This is a genomic window from Imperialibacter sp., assembly GCF_048007035.1.
Lineage (GTDB): Bacteria > Bacteroidota > Bacteroidia > Cytophagales > Cyclobacteriaceae > Imperialibacter.
Genome location: NZ_CP180355.1, coordinates 2,374,367 through 2,396,027 on the forward strand (window position 1 = coordinate 2,374,367; position 21,661 = coordinate 2,396,027).

Genomic DNA, 21,661 nt, shown 5'->3' on the forward strand with positions numbered 1-21,661 from the left:
CTATGGAATCTAATATTCTCGGAATAGGCACCGCTACCCCCACTCATCGCTTTAGTCAAAGTGATATTCTGGGGTTTATGATTAAAGCGCACGGGCTGACCGGGAAAGATGCCAAAAGATTGGAGGCTCTTTATCGGGCTTCCGGTATTCGATACCGCCATTCGGTGCTCGACGACTATGGTGCGGCAGTAAGTGACTTCACTTTCTACCCCAAAAATGAGCGCCTGGAGCCATTTCCCACCATCAGCTCAAGAATGGAGCGGTACAGGCAGGAGGCACTTCCTCTTTGCCAAAAAGCTGTAAACGATCTTGAGAAGGTCGTCGGGCTGAAGCCAAACTGGCAAGAGGAGATAACGCACCTTGTTACCGTTAGCTGCACGGGCATGTATGCTCCCGGGCTCGACCTTGAGTTGCTAAAACAGCTCGGTTTAGCAAATGATGTGCAACGCACAGCCATCAACTTTATGGGTTGCTACGCTGCGTTCAATGCCATGAAAGTGGCTGATAACATTTGTCGCTCGCACAATGGTGCACAAGTACTTGTCGTTTGTGTGGAGCTGTGCACATTGCACTTTCAGAACCAGCCCACCGAAGACAACCTACTGGCCAATGCCCTTTTTGCTGATGGAGCGGCAGCCATGCTCATATCCGGAAAAAAGAAGAACGGAGTCAATCTCACCCTGACAAACTTCCATTGTGATGTCGACAAAACGGGAGAAAATGACATGGCCTGGCAAATTGGCGACTTCGGTTTTGAGATGAAACTTTCAGCCTATGTGCCCGACATTGTAAAGGGTGGCATCGGAAAACTAACAGAAAAACTCCTGAGACAACATGGTGGCTCCGCAGCAGCTGTGGACTACTTTGCCATCCACCCGGGAGGCAAGCGAATACTTGAATCCATCGAAGAGGCCATTGGCATAGAAAAGGCACAAAATTGGGCGGCTTACGAAATACTCCGTGAATTCGGCAATATGTCGTCACCCACCGTGTTATTCGTTCTAAAAAGGATCATGGAAAGCCTATCGGAAAAAGATGACAGGAAAAAAGTGTTGAGTTTCGCCTTTGGCCCTGGCCTAACGCTCGAAAGTATGCTGCTTGAAATCAATGTCGAACGCCGTGCCTAATTTTTCGCAACGCTCAGCAGCATTAGAATGGATGGATGACCTGAGCTCCTCGGGAGACATTATTGTCCAAACGCTCAAAGAGCTCGACACCATCAACATATTACTTGGCGGCAACAATATCAGCCTGAGTGGCCTAAAAAAGCTACTGAGTCGGCACCCCAAAAAACGAAAAGAAAAAATAGTGATCGCCGACATTGGCTGCGGAGGTGGCGATATCATGAAGCTGCTGGCCCGGTGGGGTAGAAAAAACAATCTGCAACTGGAGTTGATTGGCATTGACGCTAATCCTCACGTGCTGGAATATGCCCGGCAGAACACGAAAGATTTTCCTGAAATCAGGTTTGAACAGATTGACATCTACTCGAAGGCATTTTCCAAACTAAGGTTTGACATCATCCACACCAGCCTGTTCACGCATCATTTTCCCGAGCCCGAGCTTGTTGCCTTCTACTCGCAGTGGATTGGCCAGGTGAACATGGGCATTATCAACAATGACCTGCACCGCCACTGGTTTGCGTACCACTCCATCGATTGGCTAACAAGAATGTTTTCCCGCTCACCCATGGTGAAATACGACGCCCGGCTATCGGTACTCAGGTCGTTTCTCAAAACAGACCTTGAGCATATTCTTCGCAAAGCCAGCATTCAGTCCTACGATATTCAATGGAAATGGGCGTTCCGTTGGGAATTAGTCATATATGCCTGATATTTGAGCATGGCGCATCAGCACGGACATCATCATGGGCATCACCACCACCACGAGCACGACAGCTCTGGTAAGCTAAGGGCTGTTTTTTTCATCAATCTGATCTTTGCCATTCTCGAGCTGATAGGTGGGCTGCTGACAAATTCGATGGCTATTTTATCGGACGCCCTCCACGATTTGGGCGACTCCATGGCCATAGGGCTCAGTTGGATTTTTGAGCGGATTTCCAGAAAAAAAAGAGACAAAAACTTTAGCTACGGTTACAAACGCTTCTCTCTTATTTCGGCCACCATTAGTGGCCTCATTCTTTTTGCCGGTTCGGTCATCATCATCATCGAAGCAGTTCCCCGTTTCTGGAACCCAGAGCCGGTACAAACTTTTGGCATGCTGATTTTTTCTGTGTTGGGTATCCTGGTCAACGGTGCTGCTGTGTGGAAAATGTGGGGCGGGAAAACCGCCAACGAAAAAGTGGTAAAATGGCACCTGCTTGAAGACGTGCTTGGCTGGGTAGCGGTGCTGATTGGCTCCATCGTTATCCATTTTACCGACTGGTATTTTATCGATCCTTTGCTGTCGATAGGCATAGCAGTTTTCATTTTGTTTGGTGTATACCGCACATTGAGCGAAACCATCACTATATTTTTGCAGGCTGTGCCAGACGATCTATCCGTAAAGGCAATCCACGATCAGCTGATGACCATCGAACACGTGAGTGATGTTCATGATATTCATGTGTGGACCATGGACGGACAATACAATGTGCTTTCCTGCCACCTGGTAGTGGAAGATGATGCTTCAGCCCAGGTTGTTGCCGCTGTTAAAAGGGAGGCCCGAAAAGTAGCCGCTTCCTTTGGCATCAACCACCAGACCTTTGAGGTGGAGACAAGGGACGACGTTTGCGAATATGAAGATTGTTAAAAAGGTCAGCGCACCCAGGTTGTTTTCTCTTTCACGGGTGCTCGTTTCCCTTCGGGCCATTTTGAACCGGGCACTCCAATAAAGAGAAAGCCAAGAAATTTGTCATTCTCGCCAATGCCAAAAAATGATTTTGCTTCATCCATGTAAGTGATCCCTCCAGAGCCCCAATAGCAGCCAACGCCGTAGGCAGCAGCCGTCAGGTACATGTTCTCCACAGCGCATGAAACCGCCTCAATTTCCTCGATTTCGGGGACTTTTCCCCTTTCATCTCTTTTCATTCCTATTCCGATAATGTGAGATGCCGATAGTGGCTTGGTTTTAAGCCCCTCGTATTTTCCTTCGTTAAAGTTGCCCTGGGCAGTGGTTACTTTCTTGAATAACTCCGCCTGAAAGGTGGCCAATTTTTTAATGCCATCACCAGTAAAAACGGTAAATCTCCAGGGCTCGGTAAGCCCATGAGTCGGTGCCCAATTGGCATTTTCCAGCATTTGGTGAATAACTGCTTCGTCCACCTTCTCCCCGGTAAATTGCCCTGTGTAAATTGATCTCCTGCGCTTAATGAGTCTGTTGAATTCCTCTGTATTGAACATTCTGCTGCTTTTTCTCCGTAAAGCTAGTCAACAAAAATTACCGGGAAATAATTATTCTGTAGGTAATTATTGGCCTGCCAGGAACCAGTTGATCATGAAAACGAAGGACGTATATCCCATTATTGACATCCGCAACGTCCAACAATTGCGTGTGGTTCTTTTCGTTTTTCAGCGCTGTAGTTTTCAGGCTGTTTCCGTTCAGGTCCATCAACTCAGCCACAACGTTTCCTTTAACCAGCTGCTCATATTTGATGGTAACGAATTTGTCAGCCGGGTTAGGATACACTTCAAGGTCTTTGAAATAGCTCAAATAGATGCCTGTTTCTTTCACCTTCGTAATAAGGAGCGATTCTTCCGTCACCAGAGCTTCCAGTGAAATCCTGTTTTGCTCCAGGCCTGCTCCGCCTCCGAGCTGGAAATCGATAAATGACGCTGGGTCTATTGGAATACCAGGGTACTGAATATTGATCCTGTAATCGCCGTCAGCCAGGTTGCTAATTTCAAACTCACCGTTCTCGTCGGTCTGGATGTACACCACCAATTCATAGTCGTCCTCATGGTCTTTTGCCCTGAACCTTGAACGGCTGATACTGACTCCTGCCCCTTTCACCCGTTTCCTGTCCAACACTTTGCCATTGCCAAAATCTTCATCCAAAAATCCTAGCACAACATTATCACCATCATCGGGCGTCAGCTCCCTTGGAAGATGTTCCATCGTTATATCGACCCCGGTGGTGTTTTCTCTTACATTTACCACGTCGGCAAATGCCCAGTCTATCGTCCTTTTATGATAAGTTGGAATGTAAACACTGTTGTTTTGGCTGGCATAGAGCAGATAGTCTCCTAACACAAGTTGAGGGATAAAAAACAAACCGTTAGCTCCTCCGGTATAGTTGCCAAGGGTGTCGTAACGCCCGGGTCTAATGCCCAGTGCAGCACCGGTAGCATTGGCAACATTGGCTCCATCTGCGTTCGTTACTCGCCCTTGCACGCTGGCTGTTGCCCTTATCCGCTGGGTGTTACTGGCCAGGATAAGATCAGGGACCAGCGAACTGGTGGCACGAAGCTCATACTCTCCCATGTTGTCGTAGACCAAATCATCGATGATGAGGGTGGATGAGTTGGCTTGAGCAACCGACTCGCCTTTGCGAAACCATTGGTACTCGTTGGCTGAGCCCCCCACGGGCAAATCATTCACAAAAGTTGTATGTACCGGCTGAAGGGAGTCCAGCGCTGTTCCAAACCTCCCCTGATTAGCATAGTTAAAATTGGAGAGACCGATGTTCGGTTCAAGGTCATCAAATTGCAAAAGGTTACCCGAAACATCTATCAGCTGAATATTAGGCAGTGTTGAAAGGTCGGGAAGATTTTCCAACCTGTTGCCGGCCAGGTTGAGTGTTTGAAGGTTGGTAAGCTGCGCTGCTGAAGCCGGTACACCCTGCCCGATTTGGTTATTTGAAAAGTTCAGACTGGCCGCCAAAGACAACTTTCTAACGTCAGCCGTGAGGCGGCCTGTAAGGTTGTTGTCGGCCAGGTTGATGCCTACCACCCTTCCTCCCTGAACGCTGACGCCGTGCCAGGTGTCTATCGGGGTAGTTAACCAATCTGTTTTGTTAATCCAGTCGTCGCCGTTTGCTCTTGAGTAAAGCTTCACTAAAGCCACGGAGTCGGCCTCCCTGCTGTTGTTGATTTCGCTGGCTAGTGCATAAAAGCTGAAAAGTGCATCTTCAAAACTGGTCACCGTACCATTGTCGACAGTGCCGCTGGCAGACTGCTGGCCCAGGCTTTCATAAGTCCCACCAAGTTCAACTGATGCCACTATCGAAGCATTGTTCATCGTGCCAATGAAGCTTTCGTTGATTGCAGGCAAGGTAATTTGTCCCTCCGTCATTTCGCCAGAAATAACAGTTTTCTCCCAGTACCTTGCCTGTGAGATTTGCACAACCCCGAGGCCACTTTGGCCAGCCGGGTGCGGTTCCTTCACCTCCATGGAAACCACCGGAGCGTTGCCCTTTACTTTTATCAACTCTACCGGCGTGAAGGTGGAGCCAACGCCAATAGGAAAGTATTGATTGCCCTGCCCTGAAATTTGCATTTTTCCCCGGACGTAGCTCGACGGAGATGCGCCGGAAATACTGGCGGTGCTTTTCACAACAAAATTGGCTGCGGGATTTACATCTATCAACCCGTTCGCAAGCACAAGACCTTCAGTGATTAAAACATTGGACGAAATTTGCTTTGACCCTCCCCCGTTTACAAACAAAGAGGCCAGCGCCTGACCATTGTGGGCAAACGATTGATCTGCCCCAAACAAGTTTACGATACCTACGCCTCCATAAGTGCCGGAGTTGCTCCAGTCGTTGTGGAGATACAAAGTGCCGGTATTTGAAATGGTGCCCTGGTTGATCACATTGGCTTGCACGCCCACTTTTGTGGCTACAGAAATACCAACAGTGGTTCCCGGAGTAGTGGTGAGCTGGGCAAAAATTTCCCCTCCACAAACAGCGGCCAACAAAAAAATACTGACGAACTTATTAAACCATTTCATGCGATCTTTTTTCAATACGGCTTGTACATGTCATATTCGATCCGGGCATTGTATAACCGTGTATTTTGGGAGTTATCGTCCTTCCCGGTAAATCTCAAAAAATAGGAATACTGAGAATTGTCGATTGTTCCGAAAAAAATGGAGGTTGTAGTAAGGTTTTGAACCGAAGCCAGGGCCGTTGCAGTGAGGCTTTCAATTTGTGCCACCGAATTGTAGGCACTAGTCCCATGCTGATGTCGAACAATCTCAACTCTGACTGGGGTTGCTGCATCATCATCCCAAATCCAAGCTGCCAATTCGGTTATCACGGCACCATCAGGCAAATTTACCGAGGCCATCGCATAACCCAGGGCACCAGACACTCCATTAAAGTAATGATATCCTGTAATTGCATTTGGAGAGGCAAACTTGGAATCTGAACCTCCGACGGTCAGGATATCAAATACATTCGAGCTGTAGCTGGCATATTTTGTCACCGGTGCTGCAAAAGTAAAATCATCAGCATCCAAAACTCCAGTTACATCTACACCGCCTACAGCCTTGGCTCGAATGCGTTCCGCACTATTGGCCCAAACTACCATGTCGTGACTTGTGTTTGTTCCTATCGCACTAAATGATGTGCCTACAACGCCATACTGCGTTCCCACCGTGCCGTTATTTACGTTTAGGTAGTGACCACCTGTCGAGGGCACCGATAGGGTTAAGGGTGCTGAGCCAGCTGTAGAGGTTATTGTAGTTTCTCCACTGGTTCTGCTGATTCTTAGCCGATCCAATGTCCCCAGAGCGTTTGATGACGATACCTTAAACGCCTGTGCATCTGAATAATCTATTCCCATAGAAAAATCGACTCCCGAAACATTGAAATTCATCCCGGCGTCGCCCGTGCCAGTGTCGCTTATTTCTATTTTTGAAGCCGTGCCGGTGCCGGTCACCTCCAACCTCGACGATGGTGTTTCGTTACCAACTCCGACATTTCCTGCATTGTTAACCGTAAGATGGCTAATTGTCTTTGCGTTATTGAAGACAGTGAATATGCCGTCCGGATGCGTACCTAAACCATTGTTTACCACTTCAAATTGTGCTGAAGGGGCGGTTGCCCCAACTCCTACGTTGCCATTGGCAGAAACATCCACCAAAGCGTTGAGATCACTATTCCATATACTAAAAATAGATGCTGATGTGCCGGAAACGGATCCGGTGATTTCAGTTTCGGGCGTGTAGAGACGGCTACCGGAAATCGAAACATTTCCCTGTGCCGCTGCTCCGTCTCCATATCCGCCAGCCAGGTTCAAATCACCTCCAACACTTCCGCTGGATGTAGCAGCTGTACCAGCATATACAAACAAGTTCTTGCCCACCCCGCTTGAGGTCTGATTAAGTGAAATAAGCCTGTCGGCATCGCCATCAAACAAAATGTCCTGCCCAATTGGACCGTCAATCCCGGTGGCGCCGAGGTTTATCCACGTGGCTCCGTCGTACCCCTCAAAAGCACCATTGTACCTTATCATGCCTGAAGTGGGTGTTCCAAATACGTCGCCCACTTCAACAGCTCCGCTAAATGCGGCGTCACGGGAGTTATTAATTACCAGAGCGTTATCTATTGAACCAGCCAACAGGCCATCGGTTCCAACCGTCTGGCTGGTTCCCACCATAAACTGAATTTGGCCAGCGTTCTGGAAGATCAAACTACCGGGTCCCGTCTTGGTATATTTAATAGCCGTTCCTTCACCATACAAATTTTCTCCTATAAACTCCCCCTCGATGGTTCCTCCATCATCAAAATGAAAAAGGTGGAAATCGTCATTGATTTGCAAGTCGCTAAGCGGTGTGCTTTGTCCAATACCCACCTTTGTGCCAACAGCTCCCAAGGTCAGCGAGTTATCCTGACTCACTACTGCGTTTGCCCCAATGGCAGTTGCATTCGTCAATCCGTCGAGTCCAACGTCGGCTCCTGAACCAATCAAGGTATTGAAATCTCCATTAGTATTTGTTCCGCCATCGCCCCCAAGAAAAACATTCCCCGACCCGGTCGTATTGCTAAGGCCCGCATTGGATCCGACAAACGTATTTGTCGTGCCGGAAGCCGTTGTCGCCTGACCGGCATTAGCGCCAAAAAAAGTGTTGTCCGTACCAGCGGCTCCACCCAAAGCCGCTGTTTTACCACCACCTGCCCCAAATGAAACAAAATTGTCCGTTGGGTTAATCTCCATATCCATAATTGCATTTGGATTTAAACCTGTAATGGCCGCACCATCGCCTGCAAAGGAGGTGGCGGTAATATTATTTGCCGAAAAGTCTCCTGAACCGTCCCTGGCAACGATAGTTCCTGATGTATTGAGGCTTGTGGCAGCATTGGCAGCGGTGGCACCTGTAGCCACATTGGCTGCCGTTACGCCATTTACCTGCTCCACAACTGTCGCACCTTGCGTTCCTGTCACATCGCCAGCAAGTAAGCCGGTAAATCCGGTGGCAGTGACATTAGTCAATTGTGATCCGTCAACCACTGGCAAGCCGGTTGCGTCAAGCTGCACCACATTGCCGTTGGATACCCCAACATTGAGTACTGCCGCCGTGCCTAGCCCTGTAATAACAGCTGTGCTGATACTGTTTATATCATCATCTGTGATTGTATTGTCGGCAATTTTTCCACCTGCACCCCCGCTCACAGCACCATTTGATATAATGGTAGTTCCCTGTCCACCCACCACGTCGCCGGCCAGTGCCCCTGTAAAATTAACCGCTGTTACGTTGCTAAGTGCACTGCCATCCACCGGAGGCAAAGCGGCTGTACCGTCGAGCTGAACAACATTATTGGCAGCGGTGCCTACATTCAGAGCGGCCGCTGTGCCCAGGCCCGAGATTTGGGCAGCAGACATGTTTACCAGCGCTGAGCCGTCAAGCGCAGGCAGGGTGCCGTCGGAGGGTAGCTGAACCAGGTCGTTTGTAGTGACCCCTGCATCAAGCGTGGCGGCTGAGCCAAGGCCTGTAACCTTTGCAGCAGACACATCTGAAATGTCGACATCTGTGATGGTACCATTTGTTATTTTAGCACTTGTGACGGCATCATTTGCCAGTTCGGCTGTCGAAATAGAACCAGCTCCAACCGTAACTCCCGTCAGATTAGACCCGTCCACGGCAGGCAAAGCACCACCACCATCCAGTTGAACTATTTGATTTGGCCCGGTGCCAACATTAAGTGTCGCTGCAGTGCCCAGGCCTATTACCTTTCCCGCATCAACATCGCTGATGTCGGCGTCGGAGATGGTTCCATCCAGTATTTCCAGACTGGAAATCCCGCCAACCGGGACTTCAAACGTTGACCCATTCGACACCAATGTAATGCCGTCCACAAAGGACAGGTCGTTGACCATATCATGCGTAATGACGCCGTTTTGAATCAATGCCGTTCCAGTATTATCGATATTAATATGGCCGGAAATTGCATGTTCCTGAGGAGTATTGGTGCCGTCGCCAATCAGCAGCGTACCGTTGGTAAGCGAGGCCAAACCGGTAACGTCAGTCGCAGGAGCCCAGGCACTGCCGGTCCATTTTAGTACCTGACCAATGGTTGCACCCGATTGGGTAATCTTTGCTGGCGCTACGTCGCTTACCTTGGCGTCTGTCACCGACCCATTCACCAGCTTTGCCGTTGTCACTCCATTGTCACGCACCTCAAACGACGAGCCGTTCGACGCCAGTGTAACTCCATCCACTACGGCAGTGTTCAGATCGGAAAATGCGATTGAGCCATCTACAACTTCTGCGCTGCTGACAGTATTCGGGCCTGGGGTGGCGGGAATGTTGGTTAATCCGCTCCCGTCGCCCGAAAAGGAGCTTGCCGTCACTGATCCGGTGGTCGATATGTTCTGAGCACCAAAATTTGGAGTAACCTTAGTACCAGCGATTGCTGCGGCAGCGTTAATATCCGCATCGGCAATCGATCCATCAATAAGTTCAGGGCTACCTACCGTATTTGGCCCTGGAGTCGCTGGTATATTGGTTAAGCCACTTCCGTCGCCGGAAAAAGATGCACCGGTTACTGTGCCTGTGGTTATGATGTTTTGTGTGCCAAAGTTTGGGTTAACCTTTGTTCCTGCTATAGCGGCCGTCGCATTTATGTCTGCGTCAGCAATTGATCCATCTATTATCTCAGGGCTGCCAATGCTGTTTGGGCCGCTGGTGATAGACAATATCTCCACCTGCAGTTCTTCTAGTGCTGCCTGCGTATTGGTGGCCAATAGATCTGCATTGGGAATAACTGTCTGATTAGACGCCGAATCCAGGGCAAACTTCCAAAGGCTTCCATTCCAAACGAGGCCAAACCCTGTTGATGGTGCGATGCTGTCTAGCGGCAGTCCTTTGAGCCCCGAAACTACCAGAGAATCGAAGCGGCCCAACACATCACCGGCAGATGCCGTTGTGATGGTCACATCATCTGTGGCATCAACATCTCCTGAGTTAGTGATCTCCTGACCGGTAATTGAAATGCCATCGCCAGCCACAAGTTGAGACAATCCTATGGCGTTCCAGGCAGAGTTGTACCAAACATACAGTGTCCCATCATCGCTGTCGAAAACCAACATGCCATTGTCGGTAGCCGCCAGATTGGCTGCGAAGGCTGTTCGCTCGGCAGCGGTTAGCCGTGGAGCAAGAAAGCCTTGATTTCCATTGATAGCAATTAACTCAAGGACAGCATTTTGATTCGGCGTTTCTGTGCCAATGCCAACTGAGTTTTGGGCATACAAGTTCTGAATAGCACCTACCAGTGCTATTGAGAACACCAAAATTTTAAATTTCATGTTCGATTAGATCGGTTGAGCCTATACACGGCTCAAGAAAATACAATAGTTACAATAAAGGCCCGCAAACTGGGCTATAGGCAGCAACCCGAAGATAAGAACTTTTCAATATATAATATCACTTAAACTACTTAATTGGTAAAATTGAAGTCTTGCTCACGTGTAGCTAACTACCTCGTTACAATTATTCTCAGGGAGAGAATGTATCGCCCATTTTGATTTGTATCATAAAACCGCAAAATATAAATACCGGCTCTCACGTCTTCTACGTCAAGAAGAATCTCTTTATTAAGGCCCTGCTTGAGGCTGGCACTTCTTACCGTCTGGCCTGTTAAGTCCATCAAATCCGCAGTTACATCTCCTTTCACCAGTTTCTCATAACGGATTGCTAAGAGTTTGTCCGCTGGATTCGGATACACCACCAGCCCTTTGAAGTAATCGAGATAGATCCCTGTTTCCTCCACCTTGGTCACCACAATCTTAGTTGGTGTAGCCAGGGCATTGATACGGATGCTGTTCTGCTCCACACCGTTGCCACCGCCAAGCTGAAACTCGATAAAAGAAGTAGGATCCATCGGAATGCCTGGATACTGAATGTTAACACGATAGTCACCATCAGGCAGGTTGGTCATCTCAAACTGGCCCGTTTCATCTGTTTGAACATAGGCGATCAGCTCGTAGCCTTCATCGTTATCCTTCGCCCTAAACCTTGAGCGACTCAAACTTACTCCCGCCCCCTTTACCCGTTTTCTATCAAACACCCGTCCCCCATCGTCGCCAAAATCAGATTCAAATAATCCACTGAAGGTATTGTCTCCATCTGCAGGGGTTAACACCGGCAGAACACCCTCCATGGTAAGCACCAGTTCACCAACATTGCCACGGAGCTGAAGTAGATCGGCAAAGGCCCAATCGATGGTGCTTTTGTAAAAGCTTGGTAAAAAGACTTCTATATCCTGCTCGGCAAAAAGCAGATAATCGTCCAGTACCACTTCTTCGATGACAAATGTCCCGTTTGGCCCGCTTCTGAAGTGACCTGTGGTATCGTAGGCGCCCGCCTTAACTATTAGTAGTGCCCCAAAGGCATCATTGACAGGGAGCTCGCTTTTGTCTGTTATCCTACCCGCAAGGCTGGCTGTCGCTAAAACTCGTTGCACGTTACTTTGGATAGTCAGGCCAGCAACCTTGGAATTGGTGACTTCCAGTTGGTAATCGCCCATCGTAGCGAAATCTATCCCGGCAATAGTATACTCTGCCGCATTGCCTTCCTCCACCTCCACGCCATTCCTGAACCACTGATAACTATTGGCACTGCCACCAATCGATACGCTGAGTAAGTAGTCAGCGCCCACTGGTACCAGTTCTTCCAACATCACTCCGGCCAGTTTTTGTGGGCTATAGATCAGGCTGGGAATGTTGATATTTGGCTCAAGATCGTCAAATTGTAGCCTGTTGTTCGAGACATTGAGCATCGTGAGTTGAATGATATTTGTCAAAACTGGCAGGCTGGTGATTTCATTACCCGATAAATTGATACTTGTTAGCCTCCTCATATCTCCCAGAAACTTCGGCAAGTCACCAGAAAGATTGTTTGCGGGCAAGTCAATCCCGGTTACTCTGTCGCTGGCAACGGTTATACCAAACCAAGATGATAAATCGGCCGTGTTCCATCCCGAATTATTGATCCAGGCGTCGCCACTGGTTAAGCTATACAACTCCTCCAACAATAACCTGTCACGCTCAAGGGAGCTCACCCTGAGTGCTACCGGCTTAGTTGTGAGTGTCAAACCCGGAACGATGCTACTGGTAACTTCCACATAATAATTGCCCTCGTCCGCAAATGTTGGAAAATCGATTGTATGATTGAACCCGGCAGCACCTTCTAATGACAGGTCATTTTTAAACCACTGATAATTGTTTGCGCTTCCTCCGACCTGGCGGACCAAGATCAGGCTTTCTCCCCTCTCCTGAAGGGTATCCATAAAAGTAAGGAGCGCAGACTGCGGCGAAAACGTGAAAGAAGCAAGTCCCATATTGAATTCCAGTGAGGCAAAATCAAGAACATTACTGGCAACGTTGGTGGTAGAAAGCGTCATTGAAGTCAGGTTGGGTAGTCTGGAAATCTGATTATTGCTGACATCGAGGATTTTCAATGAGTCAAGCACAAGAATATCATTGGGCAAAACCCCTCTAAGGCCGTTTGCAGCCAAATCAATGCCCGTTATCCTTGAAAGAGACGCCGTTACTCCAAACCAGTTCTCAACTTTCTGGCCAGGTGCAAGCCAATTAGTATTATTGACCCAATTAGCTCCGTCAAGAGCATTATACAGGCTTACAAGGGCCAGGGAGTCAGATGCGATGACGCCATCCTTGATTTTCCGGATTTTGAGCACACTGCTATTTTCTGCGAGATTTTCTGCCAAGTCCGTCACACCTGTCGGCTGAAGGCTTACCTGCAACAACGTAATGTCTGCGTTGACCAACAAGATAAGCTGATAATTTGAGGCGTTGGTTTGGACAATTGTATCCACGACGCCATTGAGCACGTCAAAATCCTGGCTTGTTAGATTGGTGACTGCTTCTGAAAATTGGACGTCAACAGGTATGACGCCTGTTATTGACGGCTGAGGCAGGCTGTAAGTCAAAGTGGCTGTAGGGGGTACAATGTCTTTGAGCCCTTCGGTGCTGATTGTATCGCCCCGATTGCCAAGACTATCGGTTAAAACAACTTTAACACTGAAAATACCGTCGGCCAAGTTGGCCAAATCTATTTCGGTAAGGCGCTCTGGATCAGAGGAAATAGTGTCACTTCCACTTATTGTCAGGGCACTGCTGTCCGTCTCGCTATTAATAAAATACTCAAACGTTGCTCCTATCTCTCCATTTAGTATGTCGAAGTCTAATAACTGTGAATCAAGATTCACGGGCCCGCTTTGCACAATCACGGTGTCAGCAGTGGCCGGGATGTTGTCGATGCTATACATTTCCCCAGTAAAGGGGATGCTGATAACGCCTGGCAAAACTCCAGTGTTATCGGTGAAATCCAGGCCCAGGGTGCCCCCGGCTGCGCCGAATTCTGCTGCAACGAGCCAATTGGCCCCATCTACATCGGATACAGCTGTTAAGATTGGACTAGCTACGCCGGATTCGACGAGAGAGAAATTTGCTTCAGAAACCCCGGTCACCGGCTGGTCAAAGGTGACAGTCCAGCTAACTGAAGAAAAGTTATTTGGGTTGATATCATTCGTCGTGATAGAAAGTATCGAGGCTGGAGATGTAATGGTGATTGGCTCACTTATGAGGGTCAGCTCCGTAACCACAGTGTTGGTTACCCTCAATTTATATACACCGAGATCCAGTGGGCCAAAGTCTGCTATTTCGTACGTGTCAGATGTGGCACCAACAATAGCCTCCCCGTCCTTCTCCCACTGATATTCGTTGCTTATTCCACCTACTTCAAAGGCCAATGTTTGATTATCTCCAGCATTTAGTCCAATTGTTTGGCTCAGACCGAATGGCTTCTGTCCTGCATTGACGGTTATAATGCTTACATTTGGCTCTAAATCTTCAAAGGTGAATCGATTGTTGCTCACATCAAGCGAGGAGAGCAGCCCGAGTGAGCTCATGTCGGGCAAGTGGGTAAGTTCGTTGTTGCTGATATTAAAACTGGTCAGCGCCTGCAAATTCACTATCTGCTCAGGGACGCTGTCTGCCAAAAAGTTATCCGACAGATCAATACTGACTGCTTCAGATAAGTAGGCCAATTCATAGGGGAAACCGCCCTCCAAATTATTACTGCCCAAGCTCACCGCTTGCACCCTGCCTCCCAGTGTGTCTATTCCGTACCAGGTGTTGAGGTCAACATTGTACCAATTGGCGCTATTTGCCCAACTTGCTCCAGCCGTTTTCCTGTAAATAGAATCAAGGGCCACACTGTCTATCATAAGAGAAAAACTTAGCAGTTCGAAGGCAGTAGTATTTGTTAAGCTCCAGGCTCCATTTCCATCTTTTACCCTCGTTAAGAGATTGTGGCTGCCACTACTTAACGAATTGACGGCAATAGGTATGCTGACATTTTCATCAATGGGATTTTGGGGAGAAGCTACAACCACCTGTGTGGCCTGACCCACGCCGGGGTCTGTATCTATGGCGTATTCAACAGTAGTTATCAGCCTTGTCCCGTCTCTAAAAAAGGGTCTTGATTCAATATGGCTCCACTGCCCCCTATCATCCAGGGCCCTGATATGAAGCGTATGCATCCCGGGAGAAAGTGATCCAATAGGTATGGGAACAGCAGCATTAACCTGGGTTCCCGGAGAAATGGCCAGCGCCAAACCGTTTCCATGCCCCGGATCCACATCAAAAAAGTATTCCAACGAGGTAATGGTATTTTGACCCTCAACACTCGAGGTGGTGATGAAAAATGGCTTGCGCTCCGTCGCACTCCACTGACCGGAGGCATCACGCACTCTGAAGTAGACCGTGTGAAAGCCAGTGCTTAAGGAAGTCGTGGGAATTTGCTCCATCAGGTCTACATCTGTGGATGGTGTTACCGCTACGGCCACTCCGTTGCCCTGACCCGGATCAACATCTATGAAATACTCTACGGCATCAATGTCATTTCGAACTTCGCTGGTCGACTGGCTAAGGAAAAATGGCCGATGCTCCGTAGCGCTCCACTGACCGGAGGCATCACGCACTCTGAAATAGACCGTGTGAAAGCCGGCACTTAGGGAAGTTGTTGGGATTTGCCCCAATAGGTCTACATCTGTGGACGGTGTTACTGCTACGGCCACACCGTTGCCCTGACCCGGGTCAACATCTATGAAATACTCTACGACATCAATGTCATTTCGAACCTCACTGGTCGACTGGCTAATGAAAAATGGCCGATGCTCCGTAGCGCTCCACTGACCGGAGGCGTCACGCACCCTGAAATAAACCGTGTGAAAGCCGGCACTTAGGGAAGTTGTTGGGATTTGCTCTATCAGGTCTGCATCTGTGGATGGTGTTACTGCTACGGCCACACCGTTGCCCTGACCCGGGTCAACATCTATGAAATACTCTACGGCATCAATGTCGTTTCGAACCTCACTGGTCGACTGGCTAACGAAAAATGGCCGATGCTCTGCTGCACTCCACTGGCCGGATGCGTCCTGCACCCTGAAATAGATGTTATGAAAACCGGAGCTAAGGAACGCCGTGGGGATCAGCTCAAAAACATCGACATCAGCGGACGGCGTCACCGCCACCGGCGTTCCATTACCCTGACCAGGATCAGAGTCAAGGTAATACTCCATACTTACTATGTTGTTGCGTGTTTCGGTTGTGGATTGACTGATAAAAAAAGCTCTTCTTTCAAAATGACTCCATACGTTGTTCTCATCCATTGAGCGAACGTACAATGTATGCATGCCTGGTGTAAGCGAGCCAGTGGGCACGGTGAAGTTAAAATCCACCTGAGCGCCGGGTGTGAAAAAAACGCTGGTACCACCACCAAAACCTGGGTCGGCATCTACATAGTATTCCATGGCCGCTATTTGCGGCGCTTGTGCCAGCCCAAATTGCGCACAGGATATCAACCCCAGAATGGAAAGAAGCCTTTTCATCTTTTTCGGGATGAGCTGTACTAGTTTCCTTTGGCCTGGATGTGCACATTCAGGTCATTGCCTTCAATCACCATAGAAGGAACATCGAGCACCTGAATGGTGGGTATTAAAGTGCCCTCCAAATTAAAAGGGATTGGGCCTCCATACACACCCATGTCGGTGCCATTGGTGCCTGAGCCAAGAGCAGGTGAGCCCGTATCCAGGGTTGGGTCAAATGTTGAGAGAGAGGGAACTCCCGTTCCAAATGAGACATTGACAAAAAGAGGGTCTTGACCAGTAATATTATTAACACTTGTGTTGCCACCAGTAGTGAGAAATCCTTGAGTGGCCTTGCTGGTAAAGCTCAAATTGTTTTCAAAAGTGTTATTGGAAAGTACCACTTTTCCCCTTGGCCCAATACCGTAAAAAATGTTGTTTTTCACTATGCTGTTTCTGAGCTCTTCGAAAGCGAACCAGCCGCTACTGATCCCATCGTTGTGTATGAACAAATTGTTTTCGATGGTGCTGAGGTCTGTTGTCAGTGTCCCCTGCTGTGCGTTGCAACAATCTGAACCACTTGAACCATAAATAACATTGTTTGCAATAACCACGTTGGAAACATACCCCGCCAATAAGTCTATTGTTTCCTCCGTTGAAGTGCCAATTCCATGCCCAAGCAAATTATTTCTAATTATGATGTTGTTGAGTGTGGTTGTGCTTCCTTCATGCTGAATTCTCAGTATCTGACTATTTTCAAGAAGCAAATTGCTTAGAGTCCCGGCAACACCACCGAGAGTAAGTGATGCGGAAATAACCATTCCCGATATCCGGGTACCGCTTGCCGCCGGGTCGGCTATCTCGACCGTAGTTACGTAGGATCTGCTGGAGCCATCAGTATCCGGAAAAAGCCCAATTCCAAAAATATTAAGTCGCTTGTCAATAGTGATTGCTCCATAACTGCTGGAGCTCCGTATTACGTGAATAATGTCATCATCCGCCGCCGCCGCAATGGCGTCCTGCAGAGCTGTTGAACCAACAAAAACAGCACCCGGCACGGCTACTGCCCCCGGGTTTCTATCCGCCGTCAAAATGTTTTGAGCACTTCCGAAGTAAGTCATGAGCATCCCCAAAAGAAAGGCAAGCCCATTTTTTTGCTTAAAAAAGGTTTTCATGATCCTGAGAGTTAGTTAAAAACTTGAGCTGATGATCAGCCTTTTGGCTTTTTCATAGCTACAAGTTCGGCCCTCAGATACCTGCATGCTAACAGCCACGTAACACGGACTCACACAGATGTAACATATAGCCCAAAAAATCTCAGAAGTTCCTAGTGGCTTGATTTTTCCTCAAGTTCCGAGGGCAGCAGACCATACTCTTCTTTGAAGCATTTCGAAAAATAAGAAAGGTTATTGAAGCCCACCTCAAAGGCAATTTCTGTCACGGTGGCGCTCCTCTGCCGGATAAGCTGGTGAGCTCGCTTCAAGCGGATGGATCTGATGAACTCGCTGGGTGATTGGTCAGTAAGTGCCTTCAGCTTACGGTGGAGGTGCATCCGACTCATGGACATTTCATCACTCAGCCATTCTACATTTAATTCCGAATCTGCCAGATGCTTCTCCACTAGCGCCACCGCTTTTCTGATAAAAGTTTCGTCCATTGACATGGCTTCTACTGAACTCGGCTCCAACAAGACCTGCTGGCGGATTCTTTCCCTCAACTTTTGTCTGATATTAATCAGGTTGTCAATCCGCACGGCCAGCTCCTTCCCGTCAAATGGCTTGGTTAAATAGTCATCAGCTCCTGTTACAAGCCCTTCAATTTTATCTTCACTGTCGGCCCGGGCGGTCAGAAGCACAACAGGAATATGGGAAGTGCCAACATGTTCCTTCAATTTCTTCGTCAACGTATACCCATCCATGACCGGCATCATTACATCGCTGATGATCAAATCGGGTACCTTTTCTTTCGACATAGCCAACCCTTCTTCTCCATCGCCTGCTTCAAGAATTCTAAATTGTCCCTCCAGTTGGCTTTTGATATAGGCTCTCACATCCGGATTGTCTTCAACTACCAGCACGACAAGGCGGCCATCGTCAGCCACTATGCCAGTCTCTGTCAAAACTTTGCTTTTAGCCGGCTTTGTGGCAACATCGGCGGTCACTTTTTCTGCAACAATTTCGTCTTTCCCAAAGTGAGCGCTTCCTTTAAGCAATTTGACAGTAAACACTGTACCCTTGTCTCTGGTACTTCTGACACTAATTGACCCATAATGAAGCTCAACAAGTTCCCGGGTCAGCGCCAGCCCGATCCCTGAACCTTCCTGAAATCTAGTTATTGAGCTATCTACCTGATAAAACCTCTCAAAAATATTTTTCAGTTGATCTTCAGGGATTCCAATGCCTGAATCCGCCACATCAATTTCGACGGATTCTTGTAATTCTCTTATGGTCAAACTGACGCTTCCGCCGTCTTCTGTGAACTTAATTGCGTTAGTGATTAGATTAAAAAAGACTTTTTCAATTTTGTCTACATCAAAAAAAATGTCCAGCGAGTCTACCTCCGAGTAAATAGACAACGTCAACCCCCGGCGCTCTGCCAGCGAGTCAAATGATCTGGTCAGCCCTTTCACAAATGATACAAAATCATATTTTGCAGCTTCTAACTTCAGCAAGCCGGTCTCCAGCTTCGACAGATCCAAAAGCTGGTTGATCAATCGCAAAAGCCGGTCGGCGTTGGACTTCATCATGCTCAGCACGCTGCCCGGCATCACTGCATCGTTGCCATCCGCCCGATCGTTTAGCGGGCCAAGTATTAGGGTGAGCGGTGTTCGAAACTCATGGGAAATATTGGCAAAGAAGTTAGATTTCACTTTGTCCATTTCCTGAAGCTGCCTGGCCTGCTCCTCAAGCTGTGCATTCTTTTGCTCGATTTCTTGTGTTCGCTGTGCTACAATGCGTTCAAGCACCAATTTTTCTTCTTTAAGTTGTTTGGAGCGCCGACGAATAGTCAACTGTATCGTTCCCACAAACAACGCCAGGTAAATGACAAATGCCCACCAGGTGCGATACCATGGCGGAAGGATCAAAAAAGAATAGGAATCAACCTTGCCCTGTACACCATAAATGTTTCTCCCTCGTACATAGAAAGTATAAGACCCTTCAGACAAGTTCGTAAAGTCTTTTTGTGTCTCCGTTGTCCAGGCCGACCAGTCTTCATCATATCCTCCCAGCATAGTTTGGTATTCGTTTTTTTCTGCAAAGTCGAAACTGGTTGCCGCAAATTGAAACCGTATGAAATTGTTCGGAAATTCCAATTTGGGGGCTACCATTGCTTCTTCCTTCTGGTTGCCACCAAAAATCAGGGAATCACTTTTGATGATAACCCGCCTTATGAGTGTATTGAAAGTTCTATCATAATTAACGGAGACACTATTGTCATGTCGCAACAAAAGATCGTTGCCCCCCAGCCAGGTAATGCCATTAGGCTCTGAATAGATATAAAAAAGGTTGACGTCTTCCAATCCCGCAAATGCGTTATTCACCCAGGCGTACTTTCCATCTTCTCCCCTTTTTGCATAGCCAGTATCCCTAACCTTCTTATCACGATTGTATACATGTATCCATGCTCTACCATCAGTCCCTTCCTCAAAGCTATAGGCGGCATGAGAGCCATTGGCCAGCATATCTCCAAAAGTAGAATCAGGTCGAAATTTATTCAGCCCAGCATCAAACTGAAAAATACCACGGTGGGTGACTATAACCTTACCTCCTCCGTATGGATAAACAAAATTTTCAACCATGGAGGGCAGGCCCCCCAGCGTATCATACAGCTGCGCCTCCTGAATCTCAAGCGGTGAGCCCGAATCCGTTTTCAGTCGATAAATACCACGATGAAAGGTGCTAATCCAAAGAATACTATCCACACCCAGCATTCGGCGGATTTCCCCTCCGACATCAGGTAGTTTTCCGAGACTATCCCATTTTCCGCCTTTCACTTCGAACACTGCTACGCCATCGGTAGTGCCGCCGTAAACAATGTCTGGGTTTTGCGGAGATTGATAAAGTTGGCGATATCCCTGAGGAGCTACAGGAACTTGCTCGAAGCCGCTTTTAGTCAATACCTTAATGCCAAAATCGGTGGCAACTACTAAAGAACGGTCGATCGTCAGAAAAGACCAGGCACTATTGGCCCCCTCAATGCCACTGAACATTGCGCCGTCCATATCATTCCGCATTCTTGAGACTTCATGGCCCGTTGCTACATAGAGTTCATTGTCATGCCTGATAATGGAATTCACTATGCCACGAACACCATTTTTTTGGTCAAAACGAGTAATTGGAGATGCAACGTCAACCTTACTTATTCCGTTGTCGAGCGCCAACCATACGGCACCACCATAGTCGACAAATGCAGCGTGAACCGCATCATTTTGAAGCCCGTTGCCAGTATGAAGTCTGTATTTTAACTCCCCACCACCTGTAACTACTACTGTTCCCCCCAGTATGGTACTTAGCATCATGCTTCCATCCTCTAACCAAATGCCATGATAAAGCAGGCTTGCCTTAAGCGAAGCATCAATTTCAGTGGGAAATACTGAAAATTCTTTCCCGTCGAAGTGATAAAGTCCATCATTTGCTGTCCCAATGACCAAGCCCCCACCAGCTTTATTCCCAAGCATAAAATAGAATCGCTTGTCCATCAGTTTCTCACTCCCCGGCACCAGCTGCAGAGAGTCTGCGACAAGCTTCAGAAGACCCACATTTCGCTGCTGCACATAGAAATCATTGTTTACGTAAAATGAGATGCCAAATGTGTTTTCGCCTGACTGCCAGGTCTTCATTTTCGACCCATCCCACCGGAAAATGTGACTATACCCACAAAAATAAGTCCCTTCAGGAGTCGAGAAGGTTCTTCGCATATTTCTAAAATCCTTATTTTCCTCCCCCACCTCAGACTTGAGGGATACAAACTGCATTTGCCCGATTGAGTCCGGTGCCAGATAGCCGATTTCGTCGTAGCCGCCAGCGAAAATTCTATTATTTTCATCCTTAGCGAGAGAGAAAAACAGGCCGGTTTTAGTTTCAATTATCCTCCATCGAACGCCATCAAACTCTAAAACCCCATTGGTATTGGCAAAGTACAGCACTCCTTTTTCATCCTGAATCGTGGCCCAGTTTTGAGCGTGCCCGCCAGTTTCTTTATGGCTGAAATTCGTTATTAGTGGAATCCCCATCTCATTGCGGCTTTGCCCAAAAAGGTTTTGCCAGCTAAAAAAAATGATGAGTACCATGAGACCTCTGAAAGCAAGTTTCATACGATCGAAGGTTAGATTGCAGGTGCAAATTATCGGCTGAGCAGCTATAACAGATTAGAACTTAGCGCATAATA

Annotated in this window: 9 protein-coding genes; 3 read left to right on the forward strand and 6 right to left on the reverse strand. The window is 48.0% G+C overall.

Annotation, left to right across the window (positions count from 1 at the left end):
• Nucleotides 1-2: 2 nt before the first annotated feature.
• Genes ACMVP2_RS10355 through ACMVP2_RS10365 form a run of 3 tightly spaced genes read left to right on the forward strand, consistent with a single transcriptional unit; the run spans nucleotide 3 to nucleotide 2,751 of the window.
• Complete coding sequence (locus tag ACMVP2_RS10355) at nucleotides 3-1,127, forward strand: type III polyketide synthase (protein WP_416867644.1); 1,125 nt, start codon at nucleotides 3-5, stop codon at nucleotides 1,125-1,127.
• Entirely contained in the window at nucleotides 1,108-1,833 is a 726-nt protein-coding gene (locus tag ACMVP2_RS10360; protein WP_416867645.1) for a methyltransferase domain-containing protein, read from the forward strand. The genes ACMVP2_RS10355 and ACMVP2_RS10360 overlap by 20 nt, the downstream gene beginning before the upstream one ends.
• A gap of 9 nt (nucleotides 1,834-1,842) precedes the next feature.
• Entirely contained in the window at nucleotides 1,843-2,751 is a 909-nt protein-coding gene (locus ACMVP2_RS10365; protein ID WP_416867646.1) for a cation diffusion facilitator family transporter, read from the forward strand.
• A gap of 5 nt (nucleotides 2,752-2,756) precedes the next feature.
• Here the strand turns inward: ACMVP2_RS10365 and ACMVP2_RS10370 are convergent, their stop codons facing one another.
• The 6 genes from ACMVP2_RS10370 to ACMVP2_RS10395 form a co-directional block, all read right to left on the reverse strand.
• Entirely contained in the window at nucleotides 2,757-3,341 is a 585-nt protein-coding gene (locus ACMVP2_RS10370) for a nitroreductase (RefSeq protein ID WP_416867647.1), read from the reverse strand.
• Nucleotides 3,342-3,378: 37 nt separating this feature from the next.
• Nucleotides 3,379-5,889, reverse strand: a complete 2,511-nt coding sequence (locus ACMVP2_RS10375; protein ID WP_416867648.1) for a T9SS type A sorting domain-containing protein — start codon at nucleotides 5,887-5,889, stop codon at nucleotides 3,379-3,381.
• An 11-nt stretch (nucleotides 5,890-5,900) separates the two neighbouring features.
• Nucleotides 5,901-10,688, reverse strand: a complete 4,788-nt coding sequence (locus tag ACMVP2_RS10380) for a beta strand repeat-containing protein (RefSeq protein WP_416867649.1) — start codon at nucleotides 10,686-10,688, stop codon at nucleotides 5,901-5,903.
• Between the two features lie 170 nt (nucleotides 10,689-10,858).
• Nucleotides 10,859-16,297, reverse strand: coding sequence for a T9SS type A sorting domain-containing protein (locus tag ACMVP2_RS10385; RefSeq protein WP_416867650.1), 5,439 nt, complete (start codon nucleotides 16,295-16,297; stop codon nucleotides 10,859-10,861).
• Nucleotides 16,298-16,317: 20 nt separating this feature from the next.
• Nucleotides 16,318-17,448, reverse strand: a complete 1,131-nt coding sequence (locus ACMVP2_RS10390; RefSeq protein WP_339785753.1) for a right-handed parallel beta-helix repeat-containing protein — start codon at nucleotides 17,446-17,448, stop codon at nucleotides 16,318-16,320.
• Nucleotides 17,449-17,600: 152 nt separating this feature from the next.
• Nucleotides 17,601-21,587 carry an ATP-binding protein gene (locus tag ACMVP2_RS10395; protein WP_416867651.1) on the reverse strand — a complete coding sequence of 1,329 codons (3,987 nt, stop codon included), beginning with the start codon at nucleotides 21,585-21,587 and terminating at the stop codon, nucleotides 17,601-17,603.
• Nucleotides 21,588-21,661: the final 74 nt, after the last annotated feature.